This is a genomic window from Streptosporangium sp. NPDC048047, assembly GCF_040653115.1.
Classification (GTDB): Bacteria; Actinomycetota; Actinomycetes; order Streptosporangiales; family Streptosporangiaceae; genus Streptosporangium.
Genome location: NZ_JBEZNH010000054.1, coordinates 23,047 through 39,935 on the forward strand (window position 1 = coordinate 23,047; position 16,889 = coordinate 39,935).

The 16,889-nt window shown below is 72.8% G+C and carries 14 protein-coding genes; 2 read left to right on the forward strand and 12 right to left on the reverse strand.

All coding sequences use genetic code 11. The features are described from left to right. Positions 1-106 precede the first annotated feature (106 nt). From AB0D67_RS31715 to uvrA, 3 genes are all read right to left on the reverse strand, one after another. A complete protein-coding gene (locus AB0D67_RS31715) occupies positions 107-550 on the reverse strand; it encodes a Rieske (2Fe-2S) protein (protein WP_362944196.1) in 444 nt (147 codons plus the stop codon). A gap of 122 nt (positions 551-672) precedes the next feature. After that, positions 673-1,098, reverse strand: coding sequence for a Rieske (2Fe-2S) protein (locus tag AB0D67_RS31720; RefSeq protein ID WP_362944198.1), 426 nt, complete (start codon positions 1,096-1,098; stop codon positions 673-675). A gap of 204 nt (positions 1,099-1,302) precedes the next feature. Then, positions 1,303-4,143, reverse strand: coding sequence for an excinuclease ABC subunit UvrA (uvrA, locus tag AB0D67_RS31725; protein WP_362944200.1), 2,841 nt, complete (start codon positions 4,141-4,143; stop codon positions 1,303-1,305). Positions 4,144-4,363: 220 nt separating this feature from the next. On the opposite strand from uvrA, the gene AB0D67_RS31730 reads away from it, so the two are divergent. Together AB0D67_RS31730 and AB0D67_RS31735 are read left to right on the forward strand one after the other, a co-directional pair. After that, entirely contained in the window at positions 4,364-5,191 is an 828-nt protein-coding gene (locus AB0D67_RS31730) for a maleylpyruvate isomerase family mycothiol-dependent enzyme (protein ID WP_362944202.1), read from the forward strand. Positions 5,192-5,287: 96 nt separating this feature from the next. Continuing rightward, positions 5,288-5,929: an MBL fold metallo-hydrolase gene (locus AB0D67_RS31735; RefSeq protein WP_362944204.1), complete on the forward strand. Its 642-nt coding sequence runs from the start codon at positions 5,288-5,290 to the stop codon at positions 5,927-5,929. 206 nt (positions 5,930-6,135) lie between these two features. On the opposite strand, the gene pssA is transcribed toward AB0D67_RS31735, so the two are convergent. The 9 genes from pssA to recN all read right to left on the reverse strand — a co-directional run bounded on the left by pssA (position 6,136) and on the right by recN (position 16,831). Beyond that, the gene (pssA, locus tag AB0D67_RS31740; protein ID WP_362944206.1) at positions 6,136-6,966 is read right to left on the reverse strand and encodes a CDP-diacylglycerol--serine O-phosphatidyltransferase; all 831 of its coding nucleotides are present in this window, start codon (positions 6,964-6,966) and stop codon (positions 6,136-6,138) included. Continuing rightward, complete coding sequence (locus AB0D67_RS31745; RefSeq protein ID WP_362944208.1) at positions 6,953-7,600, reverse strand: phosphatidylserine decarboxylase; 648 nt, start codon at positions 7,598-7,600, stop codon at positions 6,953-6,955. Before AB0D67_RS31745 ends, pssA begins: the two co-directional genes overlap by 14 nt. Positions 7,601-7,727: 127 nt before the next feature. After that, the gene (locus AB0D67_RS31750) at positions 7,728-8,720 is read right to left on the reverse strand and encodes a TerC family protein (RefSeq protein ID WP_362944210.1); all 993 of its coding nucleotides are present in this window, start codon (positions 8,718-8,720) and stop codon (positions 7,728-7,730) included. 185 nt (positions 8,721-8,905) lie between these two features. Then, complete coding sequence (locus AB0D67_RS31755; protein WP_362944212.1) at positions 8,906-10,141, reverse strand: glycosyltransferase family 4 protein; 1,236 nt, start codon at positions 10,139-10,141, stop codon at positions 8,906-8,908. An 83-nt stretch (positions 10,142-10,224) separates the two neighbouring features. Beyond that, positions 10,225-11,937: a lipid II flippase MurJ gene (locus tag AB0D67_RS31760; RefSeq protein WP_362944214.1), complete on the reverse strand. Its 1,713-nt coding sequence runs from the start codon at positions 11,935-11,937 to the stop codon at positions 10,225-10,227. Further along, on the reverse strand, positions 11,937-12,815 hold the full coding sequence (locus AB0D67_RS31765; RefSeq protein ID WP_362944217.1) for a hypothetical protein: 879 nt from the start codon (positions 12,813-12,815) through the stop codon (positions 11,937-11,939). The genes AB0D67_RS31760 and AB0D67_RS31765 overlap by 1 nt, the downstream gene beginning before the upstream one ends. Before the next feature lie 4 nt (positions 12,816-12,819). Continuing rightward, positions 12,820-13,785 (reverse strand): copper transporter, encoded by a 966-nt coding sequence (locus tag AB0D67_RS31770; RefSeq protein WP_362944219.1) that lies wholly within the window; start codon positions 13,783-13,785, stop codon positions 12,820-12,822. Beyond that, complete coding sequence (gene steA, locus AB0D67_RS31775; protein ID WP_362944221.1) at positions 13,782-14,996, reverse strand: putative cytokinetic ring protein SteA; 1,215 nt, start codon at positions 14,994-14,996, stop codon at positions 13,782-13,784. The genes AB0D67_RS31770 and steA overlap by 4 nt, the downstream gene beginning before the upstream one ends. A gap of 119 nt (positions 14,997-15,115) precedes the next feature. After that, complete coding sequence (recN, locus tag AB0D67_RS31780; RefSeq protein ID WP_362944223.1) at positions 15,116-16,831, reverse strand: DNA repair protein RecN; 1,716 nt, start codon at positions 16,829-16,831, stop codon at positions 15,116-15,118. Between the last annotated feature and the right edge of the window lie 58 nt (positions 16,832-16,889).

Sequence of the window (16,889 nt, forward strand, 5' to 3'; positions counted from 1 at the left end):
CCAAGAGCCTATCGGCCCGCGCCGACAGGTTTCCTTCCCGCGAGCCCTCCCCGGACCGGGGCTCCCGGGCCAGGCCCGGGAGCCCCGGCGGAGGCCCCCCGGGGGCTCAGGTGAGGACGATCGAGTCGCCCTCGACCTTCACCTCCTTGGCCTCAAGGGGCTTCGTGGCCGGGCCCTGCTTCACGGACCCGTCGGCGATGGCGAATTTGCTGCCGTGGCACGGGCAGTTGATCGTGCCGTCGGAGACGCTCTGCACCTGGCATCCCTTGTGGGTGCAGACGGAGCTGAACGCCTTGAACTCCCCCGCCGCGGGCTGGGTGACCACGACCTTGCGGTCCTCGAAGACGGTGCCGCCGCCCACCGGGATGTCGGCGGTCTTGGCCAGGGCCCCCTGGCCCTGCTGCGTGTCGGCGTCGGCCGACCCGGCGGCCGACGGCTCCCCGACCTCGGCGGTCGTCTGCCCGCCGTCCCCGCCGCAGGCGGTCAGCACCGCCGCCACCCCGGCGCCCCCGGCTCCCAGCAGCATCGCGCGGCGTGTCGCGTCCGTCATCGTCACTCTCCCCAGATCGTCGTCGGGTGCGAACTCCCCGATGCGGATCAGCATGCCGTACCCGGCGTCAAAAATCTGTGAAGCTTCAACTTTCGCCGCGGCCCGCACCGGCGCGGGCCGGGTCAGACGAGGACGATGCCGCCGCCTTCGACCTTCAGCGGGAACTCGGCGAGCGGGGCCTCCGCCGGGCCCCGGAGGAGCTTGCCGGAGTCGGCGGCGAACTGGCTGCCGTGGCACGGGCAGTTGACGACGCCGTCGGCGACGCCGCCGACCGCGCAGCCACGGTGCGGGCAGCTCGCGCTGAACGCCTTGAACACCCCGGAGGAGGGCTGGGTGATCAGGATCTTCCACTTGGAGATGACGAGGCCGCCGCCCACGGGGACGTCGGAGGTCTGCGCGACCACCTTGCCCTTGACGCCGGGCGGCACGATCGCCGGGCCGGGATCCCCCGAGGCGCATCCGGCGAGCGCCGCCCCGCAGGCCGCCACCGCCGTGGCGCCGATGACGTGCCTGCGCGTGGGCATGGCGGAACCTTCACTGCTGCTCATCTGAGGCCCTTCCTCGTCTTCCCCGTACCGGAGGCCGCGGACCGTACCGGGGCGGCCCGTCGGGGGTGGTCCGCCGGGGGTGGTCCGCCGGGGGCCCGCCTGTGCCGCCGGCCACGACCGCCGGCCCGCGCACGCGGGCCGCGCCGGGACCGGACCCCCGCGCCAAAAGGCTATTGATGCCGGGGTCCGGTCCCGCATCCGGCCTCAGGCGCCGAGGATCTTCCGCAGGAAGCGGCCGGTGTGGCTGTCCTCCACCAGCGCGACCTCCTCGGGTGTGCCGGTGGCCACCACGGTGCCGCCCCGCGAACCGCCCTCGGGTCCCATGTCGATCACCCAGTCGGCGGTCTTGATGACGTCGAGGTTGTGCTCGATGACGATGACCGTGTTGCCGCCGTCGACGAGCTTGCCGAGCACGCCCAGCAGCCGCCGGATGTCCTCGAAGTGCAGGCCGGTGGTCGGCTCGTCCAGCACGTAGACCGTCCGGCCGGTGGAGCGGCGCTGCAGCTCCGAGGCGAGCTTCACGCGCTGCGCCTCGCCCCCGGACAGGGTCGTGGCCGGCTGTCCGAGCCGGACGTAGCCCAGGCCGACGTCGTTGAGCGTCTTGAGGTACCGCTTGATCGAGGGGATGGAGTCGAAGAACTCCAGCGCCTCCTCGATGGGCATGTCGAGCACCTCGGAGATGGTCTTGCCCTTGTAGTGGACCTCCAGGGTCTCCCGGTTGTACCGCGCGCCGTGGCAGACCTCGCACGGCACGTAGACGTCCGGCAGGAAGTTCATCTCGATCTTGATCGTGCCGTCGCCCGAGCACGCCTCGCAGCGGCCGCCCTTGACGTTGAAGCTGAACCGGCCCTTCTGGTATCCCCGGACCTTCGCCTCGGTGGTCTGCGCGAACAGGTCGCGCACCTTGTCGAAGACGCCGGTGTAGGTCGCCGGGTTGGACCGCGGGGTGCGGCCGATGGGCGACTGGTCGACGTGCACCACCTTGTCGACGAGGTCCATCCCGTTGATCCGCGAGTGGCGGCCGGGGACGGTGCGCGCGCCGTTGAGCTCCTTGGCCAGGGCGTTGTAGAGGATGTCGTTGACCATCGTCGACTTGCCCGAGCCGGAGACGCCGGTGACGGCGGTGAACACGCCCAGCGGGAACTCCACGTCCACGCCCTTGAGGTTGTGCTCGCGGGCCCCCTTGACGGTGAGCTGGCGCTTCCTGTCGCGCTTGCGGCGCGCCGCCGGGACCGTGATGGCCTTGCGGCCGGACAGGTAGGCGCCGGTCAGCGACTCATCGCTGGCCAGCAGCTCCGGCACCGTGCCGGAGACGACGACCTGGCCGCCGTGCTCGCCGGCGCCGGGGCCGATGTCCACCACCCAGTCGGCCGCGGCGATGGTGTCCTCGTCGTGCTCGACCACGATGAGGGTGTTTCCCATGTCCCGGAGCCGGATCAGGGTCTCCAGCAGCCGCTGGTTGTCGCGCTGGTGCAGCCCGATGGACGGCTCGTCCAGCACGTACAGGACGCCGACCAGGCCGGAGCCGATCTGGGTGGCCAGGCGGATGCGCTGGGCCTCGCCGCCGGCGAGGGTGCCGGCCGCGCGGTCCATGGTGAGGTAGTCCAGGCCCACGTCGAGCAGGAAGCCCATCCGGGCGTTGATCTCCTTGACCACCCGCTCGGCGATGTGCATGTCGCGCTCGGACAGCTCCAGGCGGGCCAGGAACGCCGCGCAGTCGGCGATCGACATCGCCGACACCTCGGCGATCGAGCGGTCGTTCACCGTGACGGCCAGCGAGACGGGCTTGAGCCGGGCGCCCTTGCACGCGGGGCAGGGGATCTCCCGCATGTAGCCTTCGAACTTCTCCCGCATGCCGTCGCTCTCGGCTTCGGCGTGGCGGCGCTGCACCCAGGAGATCGCGCCCTCGAAGGTGGTGTAGTAGGAACGCTCGCGGCCGTAGCGGTTGCGGTAGCGGACGTGGACCTGCTCGTCGTAGCCGTTCAGCAGGGCCTTCTGCGCCTTGCGCGGGAGGCGCTCCCAGGGGGTGTCGAGCTTGAAGCCCATCGCCAGGCCGAGCGCCTCCACCAGGCGGACGAAGTAGTCGCTGGTGTGCCCGCCGGCCCAGGGCGAGATCGCGCCCTGGGCCAGGGTCCTCTCCGGGTCGGGCACGACGAGGTCGGGGTCGACCTCCATCCGCACCCCGAGGCCGGTGCACTCCGGGCAGGCGCCGAAGGGCGAGTTGAAGGAGAACGAGCGGGGCTCCAGCTCCTCGAACGACAGGTCGTCGTAGGGGCAGTAGAGGTGCTCGGAGTAGAAGCGCTCGCGGTTCGGGTCGTCCTCGGGGAGGTCGACGAACTCCAGCGTGATGGTGCCGCCCGACAGTTGCAGGGCCGTCTCGACCGAGCCGGTGAGGCGGCTGCGTGAGCCCTCCTTCACCGCGAGCCGGTCGACGATCACCTCGATGTCGTGCTTCTCCTGCTTCTTCAGCGTCGGCGGCTCGTCCAGCCGGATGACCGTGCCGTCGACCCTGGCGCGGGCGAAGCCCTTGGTCTGGAGCTGGCTGAACAGCTCGGCGTACTCGCCCTTGCGGCCGCGGACGACCGGGGCCAGCACCTGGAAGCGGGTGCCCTCGGGCAGCTCCATCACCCGGTCGACGATCTGCTCGGGGCTCTGCCTGGCGATGGGACGCCCGCAGCTCGGGCAGTGCGGCTTGCCCACCCGCGCCCACAGCAGCCGCAGGTAGTCGTAGACCTCGGTGATCGTGCCGACCGTCGAGCGGGGGTTGCGGCTCGTCGACTTCTGGTCGATCGACACCGCGGGCGACAGGCCCTCGATGAAGTCGACGTCGGGCTTGTCCATCTGCCCGAGGAACTGGCGGGCGTAGGCCGACAGCGATTCGACATAGCGACGCTGACCCTCGGCGAAGATGGTGTCGAAGGCCAGGCTGGACTTGCCCGAGCCGGACAGTCCGGTGAAGACGATCAGAGAGTCTCGCGGCAGGTCCAGCGAGACGTCCTTGAGGTTGTGTTCACGTGCGCCACGCACGATGAGGCGGTCAGCCACAGCAGTCCCGACGTCGATGTGGAAGGTTTCAGAAGCGGTCGCGGGAAGACTAGCGACGGGGTCCGACAATTTCGCGGAGCGTCGTGCGGGGGATGAGGTTTCCCGTCCGCTTCAAGGTTACGGCCTTCCCGCGGGCCGTACGGCCGCCCGATGGACGACCGTGAAGACACGGTCGTCCATACCCTGGCCCGGCGGCCCGCCCAGGTGATGGAGTTGGGGCATGAACGTCATAGACACGCTGCTGGCCGAGCTGGACGGCTCCATGGGGCGGCTGCTCTCCACGGTCGCCGGGCTGTCCGACGACGACGTCCCGGAGCCCTCCCGCCTGCCCGGCTGGAGCAGGGGGCACGTGCTCGCCCACATATCGCGCAACGCCGACAGCCACGTCAACCTGCTGTCCTGGGCCAGGACCGGAGTCGAGACGCCGCAGTACCCCGACGCCGGGGCGCGTGAGGCCGGGATCCTGGCGGGGGCGGCGCGGCCCGTCAAGGAGCAGCTGGCCGATCTGGAGGACAGCGCCGCGCGGCTGGCGGAGGCGGTGCTGGCCATGCCCTCCGACGGGTGGCGGGCGACGGTCGGCGGGATGCGCGGGCCCGCCCACCCCGCCTGGTACGTCCTCGTCCGCCGGCTGCGGGAGGTCGAGATCCACCACGTGGACCTGGGCGCCGGATACCGGTGCGCCGACTGGCCGGAGGCGTTCGTCCGCCGGGAGCTGTACGACGCGATGGTGTCGTGGCCGCACGGTCGCGGCACGGTCAGCGAGATCGTGGTGGAGGAGGTCAAGGAGGGCGACAAGCACCGGCAGGTCTGGCGGGGGCTGGGCTCGGGGCCGGTCGTCCAGGGCGACGCCTGGAGCCTGCTGGGATGGTTGACCGGGCGCGCCCCGGGAACGGGCCTCAGGGTGATGCCGGAGGGGACCGCGGGCAACAGGCCCGCCTCGGCGGACGCCGGGCCGCTGCCCGCGCCGCCGCCCTGGCTGACCCTGACCGCGCCCCCGAACCTGCCCGCCGCCCCGCCCGAGGAGTACCCGTCGACGACCCCCTCCTGAAAGACGGATCCCGAGGCGTGGAAGCGCACCGTGCTCCCCGATGTTCCCTGATGTTCCCCGGCCCCGAAGGACCGGCTCCCACCCTGGAGGCAACCGATGACCTATACCGGTGACGTGCGGGTCGGCGGTCCCGCCGACGTCCGCGAGCTGAGCGCCCTGACGATCTCCAAGCTGGCCGTCGGGCCGTACGACAACAACGCCTATCTGGTCCGCTGCAACGAGACCGGCGACGGCGTGCTCATCGACGCCGCGGCGGACGCCGACCGGCTGCTGGCGCTCATCGGCGACCGGCCGATCAGCAAGATCGTGACCACCCACCGGCATGCCGACCACTGGCAGGCGCTGGAGCGGGTCGCCGGGGTGACGGGCGCGGCGGTGGTCGCCCACCCGCTCGACGCGCCCGAGCTGCCGGTGCCGGTGGACCAGGAGGTGGAGCACGGCGACGGCGTGACCGTCGGCGTGGTGTCCCTGGAGGTGATCCACCTGAGCGGTCACACTCCCGGCTCGATCGCGCTGTACTATCCCGGGCACCTGTTCACCGGCGACTCGCTGTTCCCCGGCGGCGTCGGCAACACCGACAAGGATCCGAAGCGGTTCGAGCAGCTCTTCAGGGACGTGTCGGAGCGGATCTTCGACCGGCTGCCCGACGACACCTGGGTCTACCCGGGCCACGGCAGGGACACCACGCTGGGCGCCGAGCGCCCGTCCCTGCCGCAGTGGCGGGCCCGCGGCTGGTGAGCCCGCGACGGGACCGCGAGGGCGGGTGAGCCCTCGCGCCCGGCGTCCCGTACGGCCCGCGCCCGGATCCGCGCGGCCGTACGGCCGACGCCGGGCCTGCGCACGCACGTCCATGAGCGGCCGCGTGGGTAGCGCGCCGTCCGTGATCGGCCGGGCGGGCGTACGGCCCGCCCGGCGGAAGCCCTCGGGAGCCGTGCGCCCGGCCGTCAGCCGACGTGCTCGGCCTCGCGGCGCTCCTTGCGCTTGGCCCGCTTGAACATCAGCACGCGCAGCGGGATGGCCGCCACGATGGCGATCTGCATGCCGGCCCCGACCTTGATCAGCGAGTCGCCCCCCGACAGCCCGGCGGCCCATATGGTCAGGCAGGCGACGTTGATCATCATCCAGGCCAGCACGACGGCCGCCAGGTTGCCCTTGGGCTTGGGGTACTCGATCCGGCTGACCATGAGGTAGGCAACGCCCAGGATGGGCACCACCGTCAGCTTCGACGGCGGGAACAGAAGGACGATCGACACCACCGTCATCGCGCCCATGGGGATGGGCAGGCCCATGAAGTCGCCGCTCTTGGTCTTGACGCAGGCGAACCGGGCGAGCCGGATGACACCGGCCAGCAGCACCGACGCCGCGACCACCATCACCAGCGGGAACGGCGTGCTGGGGTTGAAACCCGCCCAGATGACGACCATGAACGCCGGGGCGAAACCGAAACTGATCACGTCGGCGAGGTTGTCCAGCTCCGCGCCCATGGCCGAGGCCCGGAACTTGCGGGCCACCAGGCCGTCGAACAGGTCGCAGGTGGCGCCGATCAGCAGCAGCACGACGGCGGTGCCGAAGAAACGGGGGTCGGCCTCGAAGGGCTTGCCCTCCTGCAGCGCGCGGATGGCCGACCAGGCCAGCACGCACACGGCCAGGAAGCCGCACAGCGCGTTGCCGAGCGACAGGGAGTCGGCCGCCGAGAGACGGAACGCCTTGCCGACGGGGCCGCGTGGCTCATCGTCCGTCTCGTCGAGCGGCCAGCCGGCGTCAGCCGTGGTCAAGACCGGTCACCCCCGCGACGGTCTTCTGTCCGACCGACACGGCGGGGGCGATCCCCTCGGGCAGGTAGACGTCCACCCGTGAACCCAGCCGGATGAGGCCGATCCGCTCGCCCCGCCTGACCTTGGCGCCCGCCGCCAGGTAGGGCACGATGCGCCGGGCGACGGCGCCGGCGATCTGGACCAGCTCGATGTCGCCGAGTTCGGTGTCCAGGTGCCACACGACGCGCTCGTTGGAGTCGCTGTCCTTGTTGAAGGCGGGCAGGAACCCGCCGGGGACGTGCTCGACGGAGGTGACCGTGCCGGCCAGCGGCGCGCGGTTGACGTGCACGTTGAGCGGGCTCATGAAGATGGCCACCCGCGTGCGGCCGTCTGGCCATGGGTCGATGCTCTGCACCACGCCGTCCGCCGGGGACAGGACGCGCGCCGTGCCCGGCACGCGGTCGGGGTCGCGGAAGAACCAGAGCATCCCGCCGGTGAGCGCGGTCAGCGGGAGGGCCGCCAGCGCCCAGCGCCGGTCGCGGCGGCTGAGCAGCGAGGTCGCGGCGGCGGCGGCCACGGTCGGGAGAAGCCACGGGGAGACGCCACGAGCCAGTCTGATCCGGCCGGGCTGAGGGCTTGCTGAATCGTGGGACACGGGGAACCTTTTGTGATGTATTGGGGCGTTAGACCGGTATGTCTACCTGCTTGAGGCAGGATGCTACCCATCTGACAACCCTTATACGGCGGAACCAGACAAGAAAACCGCCTCGGGCACCGATCCGCTAGCCCTGTTCGGCACCCGTGGGGGTGGTCACTTCCCTGCTCTTGCTCTCGTCACGGCGGATTTTCACCAGGCTGGCGACGGTGGTGACCGTCATGGTGACGCCGATGACCGCCAGCGAGAGCCAGATCGGCACCTCCGGTGCCCAGGAGACGCCGCTGGAGTGCAGCGCCTCGAGAATCAGCTTAACCCCGATGAAACCAAGGATGAACGCCAGACCGTAGCTGATGTAGACGAGCCGCTGCAGCAGGCCGCCCAGCAGGAAATAGAGCTGGCGCAGGCCCATCAGGGCGAACACGTTGGCGGTGAAGACGATGAAGGCGTCGGTGGTGAGCCCGAAGATCGCCGGGATCGAGTCGAGCGCGAACAGCAGGTCGGTGGTGCCGATGGCGACCATCACGATCAGCATCGGGGTGACCATGCGCCTGCCGCCGACCTTGACGAAGACCCGGGAGCCCACGTAGTCGTCGGTGTGCGGCAGCGCCCGGCGTGCCCAGCGCAGGACCGCGTTCTCCTTGAACTCGTCATCGTCCTGGCCGTGCTGGCGGACGAGCTGCACGGCGGTGTAGAGGAGGAAGAGGCCGAAGACGTAGAACAGCCAGCTGAAGCTCGACAGCGCGGCGGCGCCCACCGCGATGAAGACGCCTCGCATGACCAGGGCCATCAGGATGCCGACCAGCAGCACCTTGTGCTGGTGGACCTTGGGCACCGCGAAGCGGGTCATGATGATGTAGAAGATGAACAGGTTGTCAACGCTCAGGCTGTACTCGGTGAGATAGCCGGCGATGAACTGCGCCGCGGGGGTCGCCCCGGCGGTGATCCACAGCACGACGGCGAAGACGACCGCGAGCGCGACGTAGAAGCTGACCCACGCCCCCGCCTGCTTCATGGAGAACTCGCGCGGTTCGCCCCGGTCGACGATCCACAGATCGAGGGCGAGGACCACGAGGAGACCGCCGATGACGGCGATCCAGGCCCAGACAGGAACGATCACAGTTGGTAACCTCCGGCGGCGCGCATGACTGACTGCCGGAGGTCTCTCCCGCCCGCGACGAGACGCGGACCGACAGCCCCGGGGGCCCCGTGGGGCGGGGCGACACCGTGATGACGAGACTGCCGCGAAGGGATACTCCCCCCCTAACCAAGCCAGTATAGGTGGGTGGCTTGGAACCGCCTAATTCAACGATCAGGCGTGGTCGGTTGTTCCGACCCTCCGGTTCCCCCGGACAGCTCCCGGTAAACCGCCAGCGCGGCCTCCACCGCCTCCTGGCGTCCGGGCAGCGCGCGCCCTCGCAGAGCGGCCGCCCGGCCCAGGTCACGGGTGAGCCCGTCGTCGGCCAGCACCCGGGCCACCGCCGCGCGCATCGCGCCGGCGTCGCCGTACGGCACCAGCAACCCGGCCTCCCCCACCATGTCCGGCAGGCCGCCCACGGCGGTGGCCACGACGGGAACCCCGGCCCGCAGCGCCTCCTGGACGGTGAGCGGCTGACCCTCCCACCGGCTCGGCACCAGCAGGGCCCTGGCCACGGCGAGCAGGTCGGCGACGTCGCCGCGATCGCCCAGCAGCCGCACCGGCAGCCCCTCACGGTCGATCCGCTCCCGCAGCGGCCCGCGCAACGGGCCCTCCCCGGCGATCAGGAACACCGGCCCCCGCTCCTCCCCGGCGGCCGAAGGGTCCGGTCCCTGTTCCTCCCCGGCGGCCGGGGGCTCCGGGCTCCGCTCCTGCCCCGCGGCCGGGCGCTCCGGCCCTCGTCCCTCCCCCGCGGCGGGGGCGAAGGCGGCGGCGACGTCGAGCAGCGTCTCCAGTCCCTTCTGCTGGGCCAGCCTGGCGACCGTCAGCAGGATCGGGCGCCCGCCCACGCCGAGCTCCGCCCGCACCCGGGCGGGCGGGAGCCCGGACGGGGGCAGCGGGGGCGCCGGGACCACCGCGGCCGCCACGTGCCGCGCCCCGAGCCGGCGCATCCGCTCCCCCAGGTCGGCGGAGACCACCAGGACGCGGTCGGCCCGGCGTGCCACGATCCGCTCCAGGGCGGCGTGGACCGCACCGACCGCGCCGCCCGCGGTGGCGGCGTTGTGCAGCGTCACCACCAGCGGCGTTCCGGTCCCGGCCAGCGCGAGCGCGGCCAGGGCCCCGGCGCGCAGCCCGTGGGCGTGCACGACGCCGGCGCCGCGCAGCGTCCGCAGCCGGCTCAGCGCCCGGAGGTCGTCCCGGGGGCGGGGCCGGTCCGAGATCGGCACGGGAGTGAACCGCGCACCGAGGCGGCCGAACCCGAAGCTCTCCCCGGTGGACGCAGGGCCCGCCACGACCACCCGCGCCCCCCGCTCCACCAGCCCGCCGGCCAACATCGCGACGTGCCGCCCGACCCCGCCCGCGCTGGTCCCCAGCACGAACGCCACCCGCATCGGCTCAGCCATCGGAACGTCCCCCTTCCGCGACGCCGTCCACGCCGCCCCGGCCACCGGAGACGTCCTTCTCCCGCGACGCCGTCCGCGCCGTCTCAGTCATCGGAGCGTCTCCCTCCCGTGGCGGACATCCCCGCCTCCCCGCCGTCCCCGCCGGAGCCCCTCGCCCCGGTGCGCCTGCCCAGGCCGCCGATCCCGCCGAGCCTGCCCAGCAGCGCCCGGGTGTCCGGCCCGTCGACCACCGCGGCCACGACCGCGAACGCCGTCGCGCCCGCCAGGGCGGCCACCGTTCCGGCGATCACGCTCGTCCACGTGGACGTGCCCGTCAGGGCGTCCGCGACGACCAGCCCGGCGCCGTAGGCGGCGGCCCCGCCGAGCACCGCGGCGAGCAGCGCCCGCCCCGTCCCGGCCAGCGCCCCGGCGCCCGCGCCCCTGCGCACGGCCAGCGCCAGCAGCGCCCCGCCGGCCGTCATCCCGGCGGTGCCGCCCAGCGCCAGCTGCCCCACCACCTGCGGGGGGCCGGACGCGGCACGGGCCAGCACGACCTGCGCGACCAGCGCGACCGCCCACCCGGCGACCGAGGCGAGCGCCGCCGCCCTGCCCTCGCCGCGGGCGTACAGCACCCGCGCGAGGTGGAACATCAGGCCGTAGCCCACCAGGCCGAGCGCGAAGAACTCGACCGCGCGGGCCATCGCCGGGGGGTCGCCGCCCTCGGTGCCCGCCACGAAGAGCCGCGCCACGGGCGTGGCGATCGCCGCCATCACCCCGGCCGACAGGCCCGTCACCAGCAGCACCACCCGCGTGGTGGAGGCCGCGAGGTCGTCGAACCCGGCGCGGTCGCCGTCGGCCGCCCGGGTGGACAGCAGCGGGAAGGAACTGGTGGCCACCGGCACCACGAACACCGCGAAGGGCAACTGGAACAGCGCCCAGGCGTAGGTGTAGACGCCCACCGCGCCCGCCCCGCCGAAGTGGTTGGCCAGCCGGACCACGACCGTCAGCGTGACCTGCTGGGCCACCAGCACGGCCAGGTTCGCGACCGCCAGGCGCCGGGCGTGGGCCGCCACCCCGGGCGGGAACGACAGCGAGGGCCGCAGCCGCAGTCCGAGCCGCGCCGCCGGGCCGAGCACGGTCAGCACCATCGCCGCGGCCGCGACGGTCGCGCCCACGGACAGCGTCAGGCTCCCCGCCGGGGTCAGGCGCGACAGATCGTCGGCGGCACCGCCGTTCACCGCCTCGAACGCCACGAGGGAGACGACCACGACCAGGCTGGAGACCAGCGGCGCCAGCGCGGGCCCCATGAACCGCCGGTGGGCCTGCAGCGCGCCGTACAGGACCACGGCGAGCCCGAAGAAGATCATGCGGGGGGCGAAGACGACGAGCATGTCCGTCCCGGCGGCCACGACCTGCGACAGGTCGCACTCCCTGGCGTCGCCGCTCAGCAGCGAGACGACCGGCCCGGCCAGGACCGCGATGAGGAGGGTCAGCGGCACCAGGACCAGCATCGTCCAGGTGAGCAGCGCCGAGGTGATCCGCCCGGCCTCCGCGCGTGCCCCGGGGTCGTCGCCGGATCGGGAGGCGGCCGAGGCCAGCACCGGGACCACCATCCCGGCCAGCGCGCCACCCGCCACCAGCTCGAAGACGATGTTGGGGACATAGTTGGCGGTGTTGTAGGCGGTGCTCAGGCAGGAGTTGGCGACGGTGTGCGACTGGACCCAGTACCGGCCGAACCCGACGATCCGGGCGGCCATGGTGACGATCCCGATGAGGAGCGCCGCGCCCGCGACCCCCTGCCCGATCTTCCTCCCCATCAGCCGGCGGGCGCCTGCTCCGGGGGACGGCGGCCGAGCATGTCGATGCGGTTGAGCACCGGGTTGCCGGCGATGACCTTGGTGAAGCTGACCTTCTCCGAGGCGGCGGTCAGCGCGGCCACGGTGCCGAGGGCGGCCAGGCGGGCGGGACGCCCCAGGGTGACGGAGGCCGCCAGGCCGAGCAGCGCGCCCAGCGCGTTGGCCCCGGCGTCGCCCAGCATCGCCCGCTCGCCCAGGTCCTCGGGCAGCAGGGCGGCCGAGGCGCCGAGCGGCAACGCGGCCAGGGCCGCGGCCACCGGGTCGCCACGGCGCAGGCCCGCGGCGAGCAGCGGCGCGCCGGTGAGCAGACCGACCTTGACGGCGCGGCCCGGACGCAGGTCGAACAGGTTGGCCAGGTTGGCGGCGCCGGCGACCAGCATGCCGTCGATCACCGCGTCGGCGGGGCGGCTCGCGGCCGACGCGGACACGGTCAGCGCGGCCGCGGCCAGCCCGGTCAGGCCGATTCCGGCGAGCTTCACCGCGCCGCTGGTGACCTCGCCCTTGGCCAGCGCGCCCAGGTGGCCCCGGAACCCCTTGGAGGCCGTCACGCCGTACAGGTCGTCGTAGGCGCCCAGCCCGCCGGCGCCGGCCGCGGCCAGCAGCGCGGCCGCGCGGACCCGGGCGGGCAGGCCGGGGACCGCCGCGGCGGCGACGCCGGCGCCCGCGACGAACGCCGGGCCCTCCAGCAGCGTGATGGGCTCACCCCGGTGGTTGACGCGGCTCCAGGTGTCGGCGTCGCCGACCGGCGGCCTGCGGGTGAAGGCCGCGTACGCGGCACGGGCCGCGGCCGCGCCGAGGAGGGCGCCGGCCAGGGCGGCGGTCAGAGCGCGACGAGCCATCGGATCATCCTCCGGAGGTGGCCGTGGGGGCCGGCGACGCGCTGGGCTCGACGCCCGAGACGCCCGAGCCGATGCCGTACTGGCCGGTGGCCCCGGACAGTTGCTCCCGCAGAGCGTAGACCACCACGACCCGTCCCGCGGGCATATCGGCGTTGTCGACGGTGGAGACCTTCTCGGCGGCGGCGGTGTCGTCACGCAGCGCGGCGATGGTCCCACCGGCCGCGGCGGAGGACGGCGCGCCGGCCACGACGACGCCCCGGCCGGTCTCGTCCAGGCCCAGCGCCATCGACACGATCGCGTTCGCCTGCTGGGCCGCGCTCTCCCCGGTGTACGGCTCGGCCGGGGCGATCAGCACCGCCAGGGCGGCGCGCTTGGCCGGCTGCCCGGTGACGGTGAGCAGCCCGCCGGCCTCGAAGGCGTCCAGGACCCCGGCGGCCACCGGGTTCTCCTTGCCGATCTGGGCCGGGTCGTCGGTCACGATCGCCCCGGCGAGCGCGGCGGCCACCTTCCGGTACGGCGTGGCGTCGGCGGGGAAGACCATGTCGGCCGGCTTGACGTCGTCGGCGAGCTTCTCGATGAGGGGGGCCTGGGCCGCGTCGACGTAGCTCTCGTCGAGGACGACCCGGCCGGTCACCGTGGCCCCCGCCTTGGCGAGGAGGTCCTGGATCCCCTCACGCATGGCGGTCGTGGCGCCGGGGGCCTCGACGATGACGGCGCTCTCCGTGGCGAGGGCGTTCTGCACCAGGCGGGGGGCCGAGTCGGTGACGAAGGCGTCGTTGGCCGCCTCGCGCTTCTGCACGGTCTCCAGCTGGTCGCGGTACTCCTCGTTGCTCACCCGGAGCTGGTTGGCGAAGATCTCCGTCGCCTTGATGGCGGGGTCCTCCAGGAAGCTGGTGCCGAGCACGATGCCGACCGACAGCGCCAGGAAGATCGCGACGATGGAGACGAGGTGATAGCGGAAATCGATCACGAGAAGAGCCCGACCAACCAGAAGATGAAGCCGTTCCAGATGTCGCGGACGCTGTCCAGCCAGATCTTGCCCACCGGGGAGACGATGATCGCCACCCCCATGGTGATCAGCGTGGTGGCCACGAGCAGGAGCAGTGACGGGGTGGAGATCCGGCTGCGGTACAGCCGGCTGACGCCCTTGGCGTCGACGAGCTTGCTCCCCACCCGCAGGCGGGTGAGGAAGGTACTGGCCATGCCGGCGCGTCCCTTGTCGAGGAACTCCACCAGCGTCGCGTGGGTGCCGACGGCGACGATCAGGTCGGCGCCCTTGTCGTCGGCGAGCAGCATGGCGATGTCCTCGCTGGTGCCGACGGCGGGGAAGACGACGGCGTCGCGGCCGAGCCGCTGGATCCGCTCCAGGCCGGGCGCGTGGCCGTCCCGGTAGGCGTGCACGACCAGCTCGGCGCCGCAGGTGAGCGCCTTGTCCGACACCGAGTCGAAGTCGCCGACGATGACGTCGGGGAGGTAGCCGGCCTCGATGAGCGCGTCGGCGCCGCCGTCCACCCCGATCATGACGGGGCGGAACTCGCGGATGTAGGGGCGCAGGACGGCGATGTCCTCCTTGTAGTGGTAACCGCGCACCACGATGAGGACGTGCCTGCCCTCCATGGAGGTGTGGACGTCGTCGGGCACGCCGACGCCTTCGATGAGGAGGTCCCGCTCACGCTGGATGTACTCCATCGTGTTGGTCGCGAACGCCTCGATCTGCGTGGTCAGCCCGGCCCGCGCCTCGGCCATGGCGGCCTCGACGGACTCGGCCGTCTGCACGTCGCCCTTGCCGGCGATCTCGTCGTCGAGGTGGACGACGCCGTCGTGCAGCCGGATCAGGTCGCCGTCGGAGATCCGGTCGAACAGCTCGGGGGTGGCGTTGTCGACGAACGGCACGCCGGCCTCGACGATGATCTGCGGCCCCAGGTTGGGGTAGCGCCCGCTGATGCCCGCGGCGACGTTGACCACGCCCGCCGCGCCGCACGCGACAAGGGCCTCCGCGCTCACCCGGTCGACGTCGACGTGGTCGATGATCGCGATCTCCCCGGGACGGAGGCGTTTGGTGAGCCTCTTCGTCCGCCGGTCGATCCGCGCCACGGCCGTCACCCCGGGAAGGTCCGAGACCTTCCTGTGGCGGAGGTAACCGGTGAGCCTGCGTCGAGGCCCGTCAGTCGGCACCTTCATCGAACCCATCCTGCCAGAGGTGACGACCGGGTGAGCCGGGCAGCCCGATGTCCGCCGGATTCGTCACCGCGGATTCCCCGCATCCGGTTGCTCCCCCGAATGGGCGTGAACAGTCCTCCTCAACCCCTTTTGTCGGCGGCGGCGATCGCCAGCAGTTCCTCGGCGTGCGCGCGGCCCAGCTCGGAGTCCTCGAGGCCGGCCAGCATGCGCGCCAGCTCCCGGGCCCGGCCGTCCTGGTCGAGCGCCACCACGCCGCTGTGGACCACGCTGCCGTCGCTCGCCTTCTCCACCACCAGGTGCTGGTCGGCGAACGCCGCTACCTGGGGCAGGTGTGTGACGACTATCACCTGGGCGGTGCGGGCCAGGCGGGCCAGGCGGCGGCCGATCTCCACCGCCGCCTTGCCGCCCACGCCCGCGTCGACCTCGTCGAAGACGAACGTCGGCACCGGATCGGCACCGGCGAAGACCACCTCGATGGCGAGCATCACCCGGCTCAGCTCGCCGCCGGAGGCCCCCTTGTTCAGCGGCAGGGGCGGCGAGGCGGGGTGCGGGGACATCCGCAGCTCCACGTCGTCCAGGCCGTGCGGGCCGAACTCGGCGGCGGGCGTGATGACGACCACCACCCGGGCGTGCGGCATGGCCAGCGCGGAGAGCTCCTCGGTCACCGCCTGCCCGAACCGCTCGGCGGCGGAGGTGCGGATCCGGGTCAGCTCGGCCGCGAACTCGGTGAGACGGCCGGTGAGCTCCTCCTGCTCGCGGGTCAGCTCGCCGATCCGCTCGTCGTCGCCCTCCAGCTCGGTGACGCGCCGCGCGGCCCGCTCCGCCCAGGCCAGCACGGCCCGGGTGTCCTCGCCGTACTTGCGCACCAGATGGGTCAGCACCGCCTGGCGCTCCTGCACCATCGAGAGGCGGGCCGGGTCGGCCTCGACCGACTCGGCGTAGGCGGCCAGCTCGGTGGCGACGTCGGAGATGAGGTAGCCGGCCTCGGCCAGCCGGTCGGCGATCCCGGCCAGCGCCGGGTCGAAGTCGCGGACCGCCTCCACGGCGGAGCGTGCCTGCCCGACCAGCGTGACGGCGTCCCGGAGGTCCTGGTCACCGGCCATCGGGTCGCCGAGCAGCGCCCGGTGCGCGGTCTCCGCCGCACCGCGGAGCGAGTCGGCGTGGGAGAGCCGCTCCACCTCCTCGCGCAGTTCGGTCTCCTCACCGGCCTTGGGCTCGGCCCGCTCGACCTCCTCCAGCCCGAACCGGAGCATGTCGGCCTCCTGGGCGCGATCCCGGGCGCGGGCGGTGATCTCGGCCAGCTCGTCGGTCACCTGGCGGTGGCGCCGGTAGGCCTGCTCGTAGGCGCGCAGCGGCTTGACCAGCTCCTCGCCGGCGTAACGGTCGAGGGCCGCGCGCTGGCGGCCCGGCTGCAGCAGCCGCTGCTGGTCCATCTGGCCGTGGACGGCCACGAGGTCCTCGGCGAGGTAGGTCAGCGTGCCCACCGGGACGGTGCGCCCGCCCAGCCAGGCCCGGCTGCGGCCCTCGGCCGAGACCGTGCGAGAGATGATCAGCTCGCCGTCCTCGACCTCTCCCCCGAGGTCCTGCACCTGCTGGGCCACCCGGCCCGCCGGGTTCACCACGAGAGTGCCCTCGACGGTCGCCCGGTCGGAGCCCGGACGGACGCGGGCCGGGTCGGCCCGGCCGCCGAACAGCAGCCCCAGACCGGTCACCACCATCGTCTTGCCCGCGCCGGTCTCGCCCGTGAGCACGGTGAATCCCGGCGACAACGCCAGGACGGCCTCGTCGATCACGCCGAGCCCTTGGATGCGGACCTCCTCGACCCTGGGTCGCACTGGTCCCTCCCGTCACATCGAATTCACCGAACATCAGTGCGGTGCGCGGGCACGATCC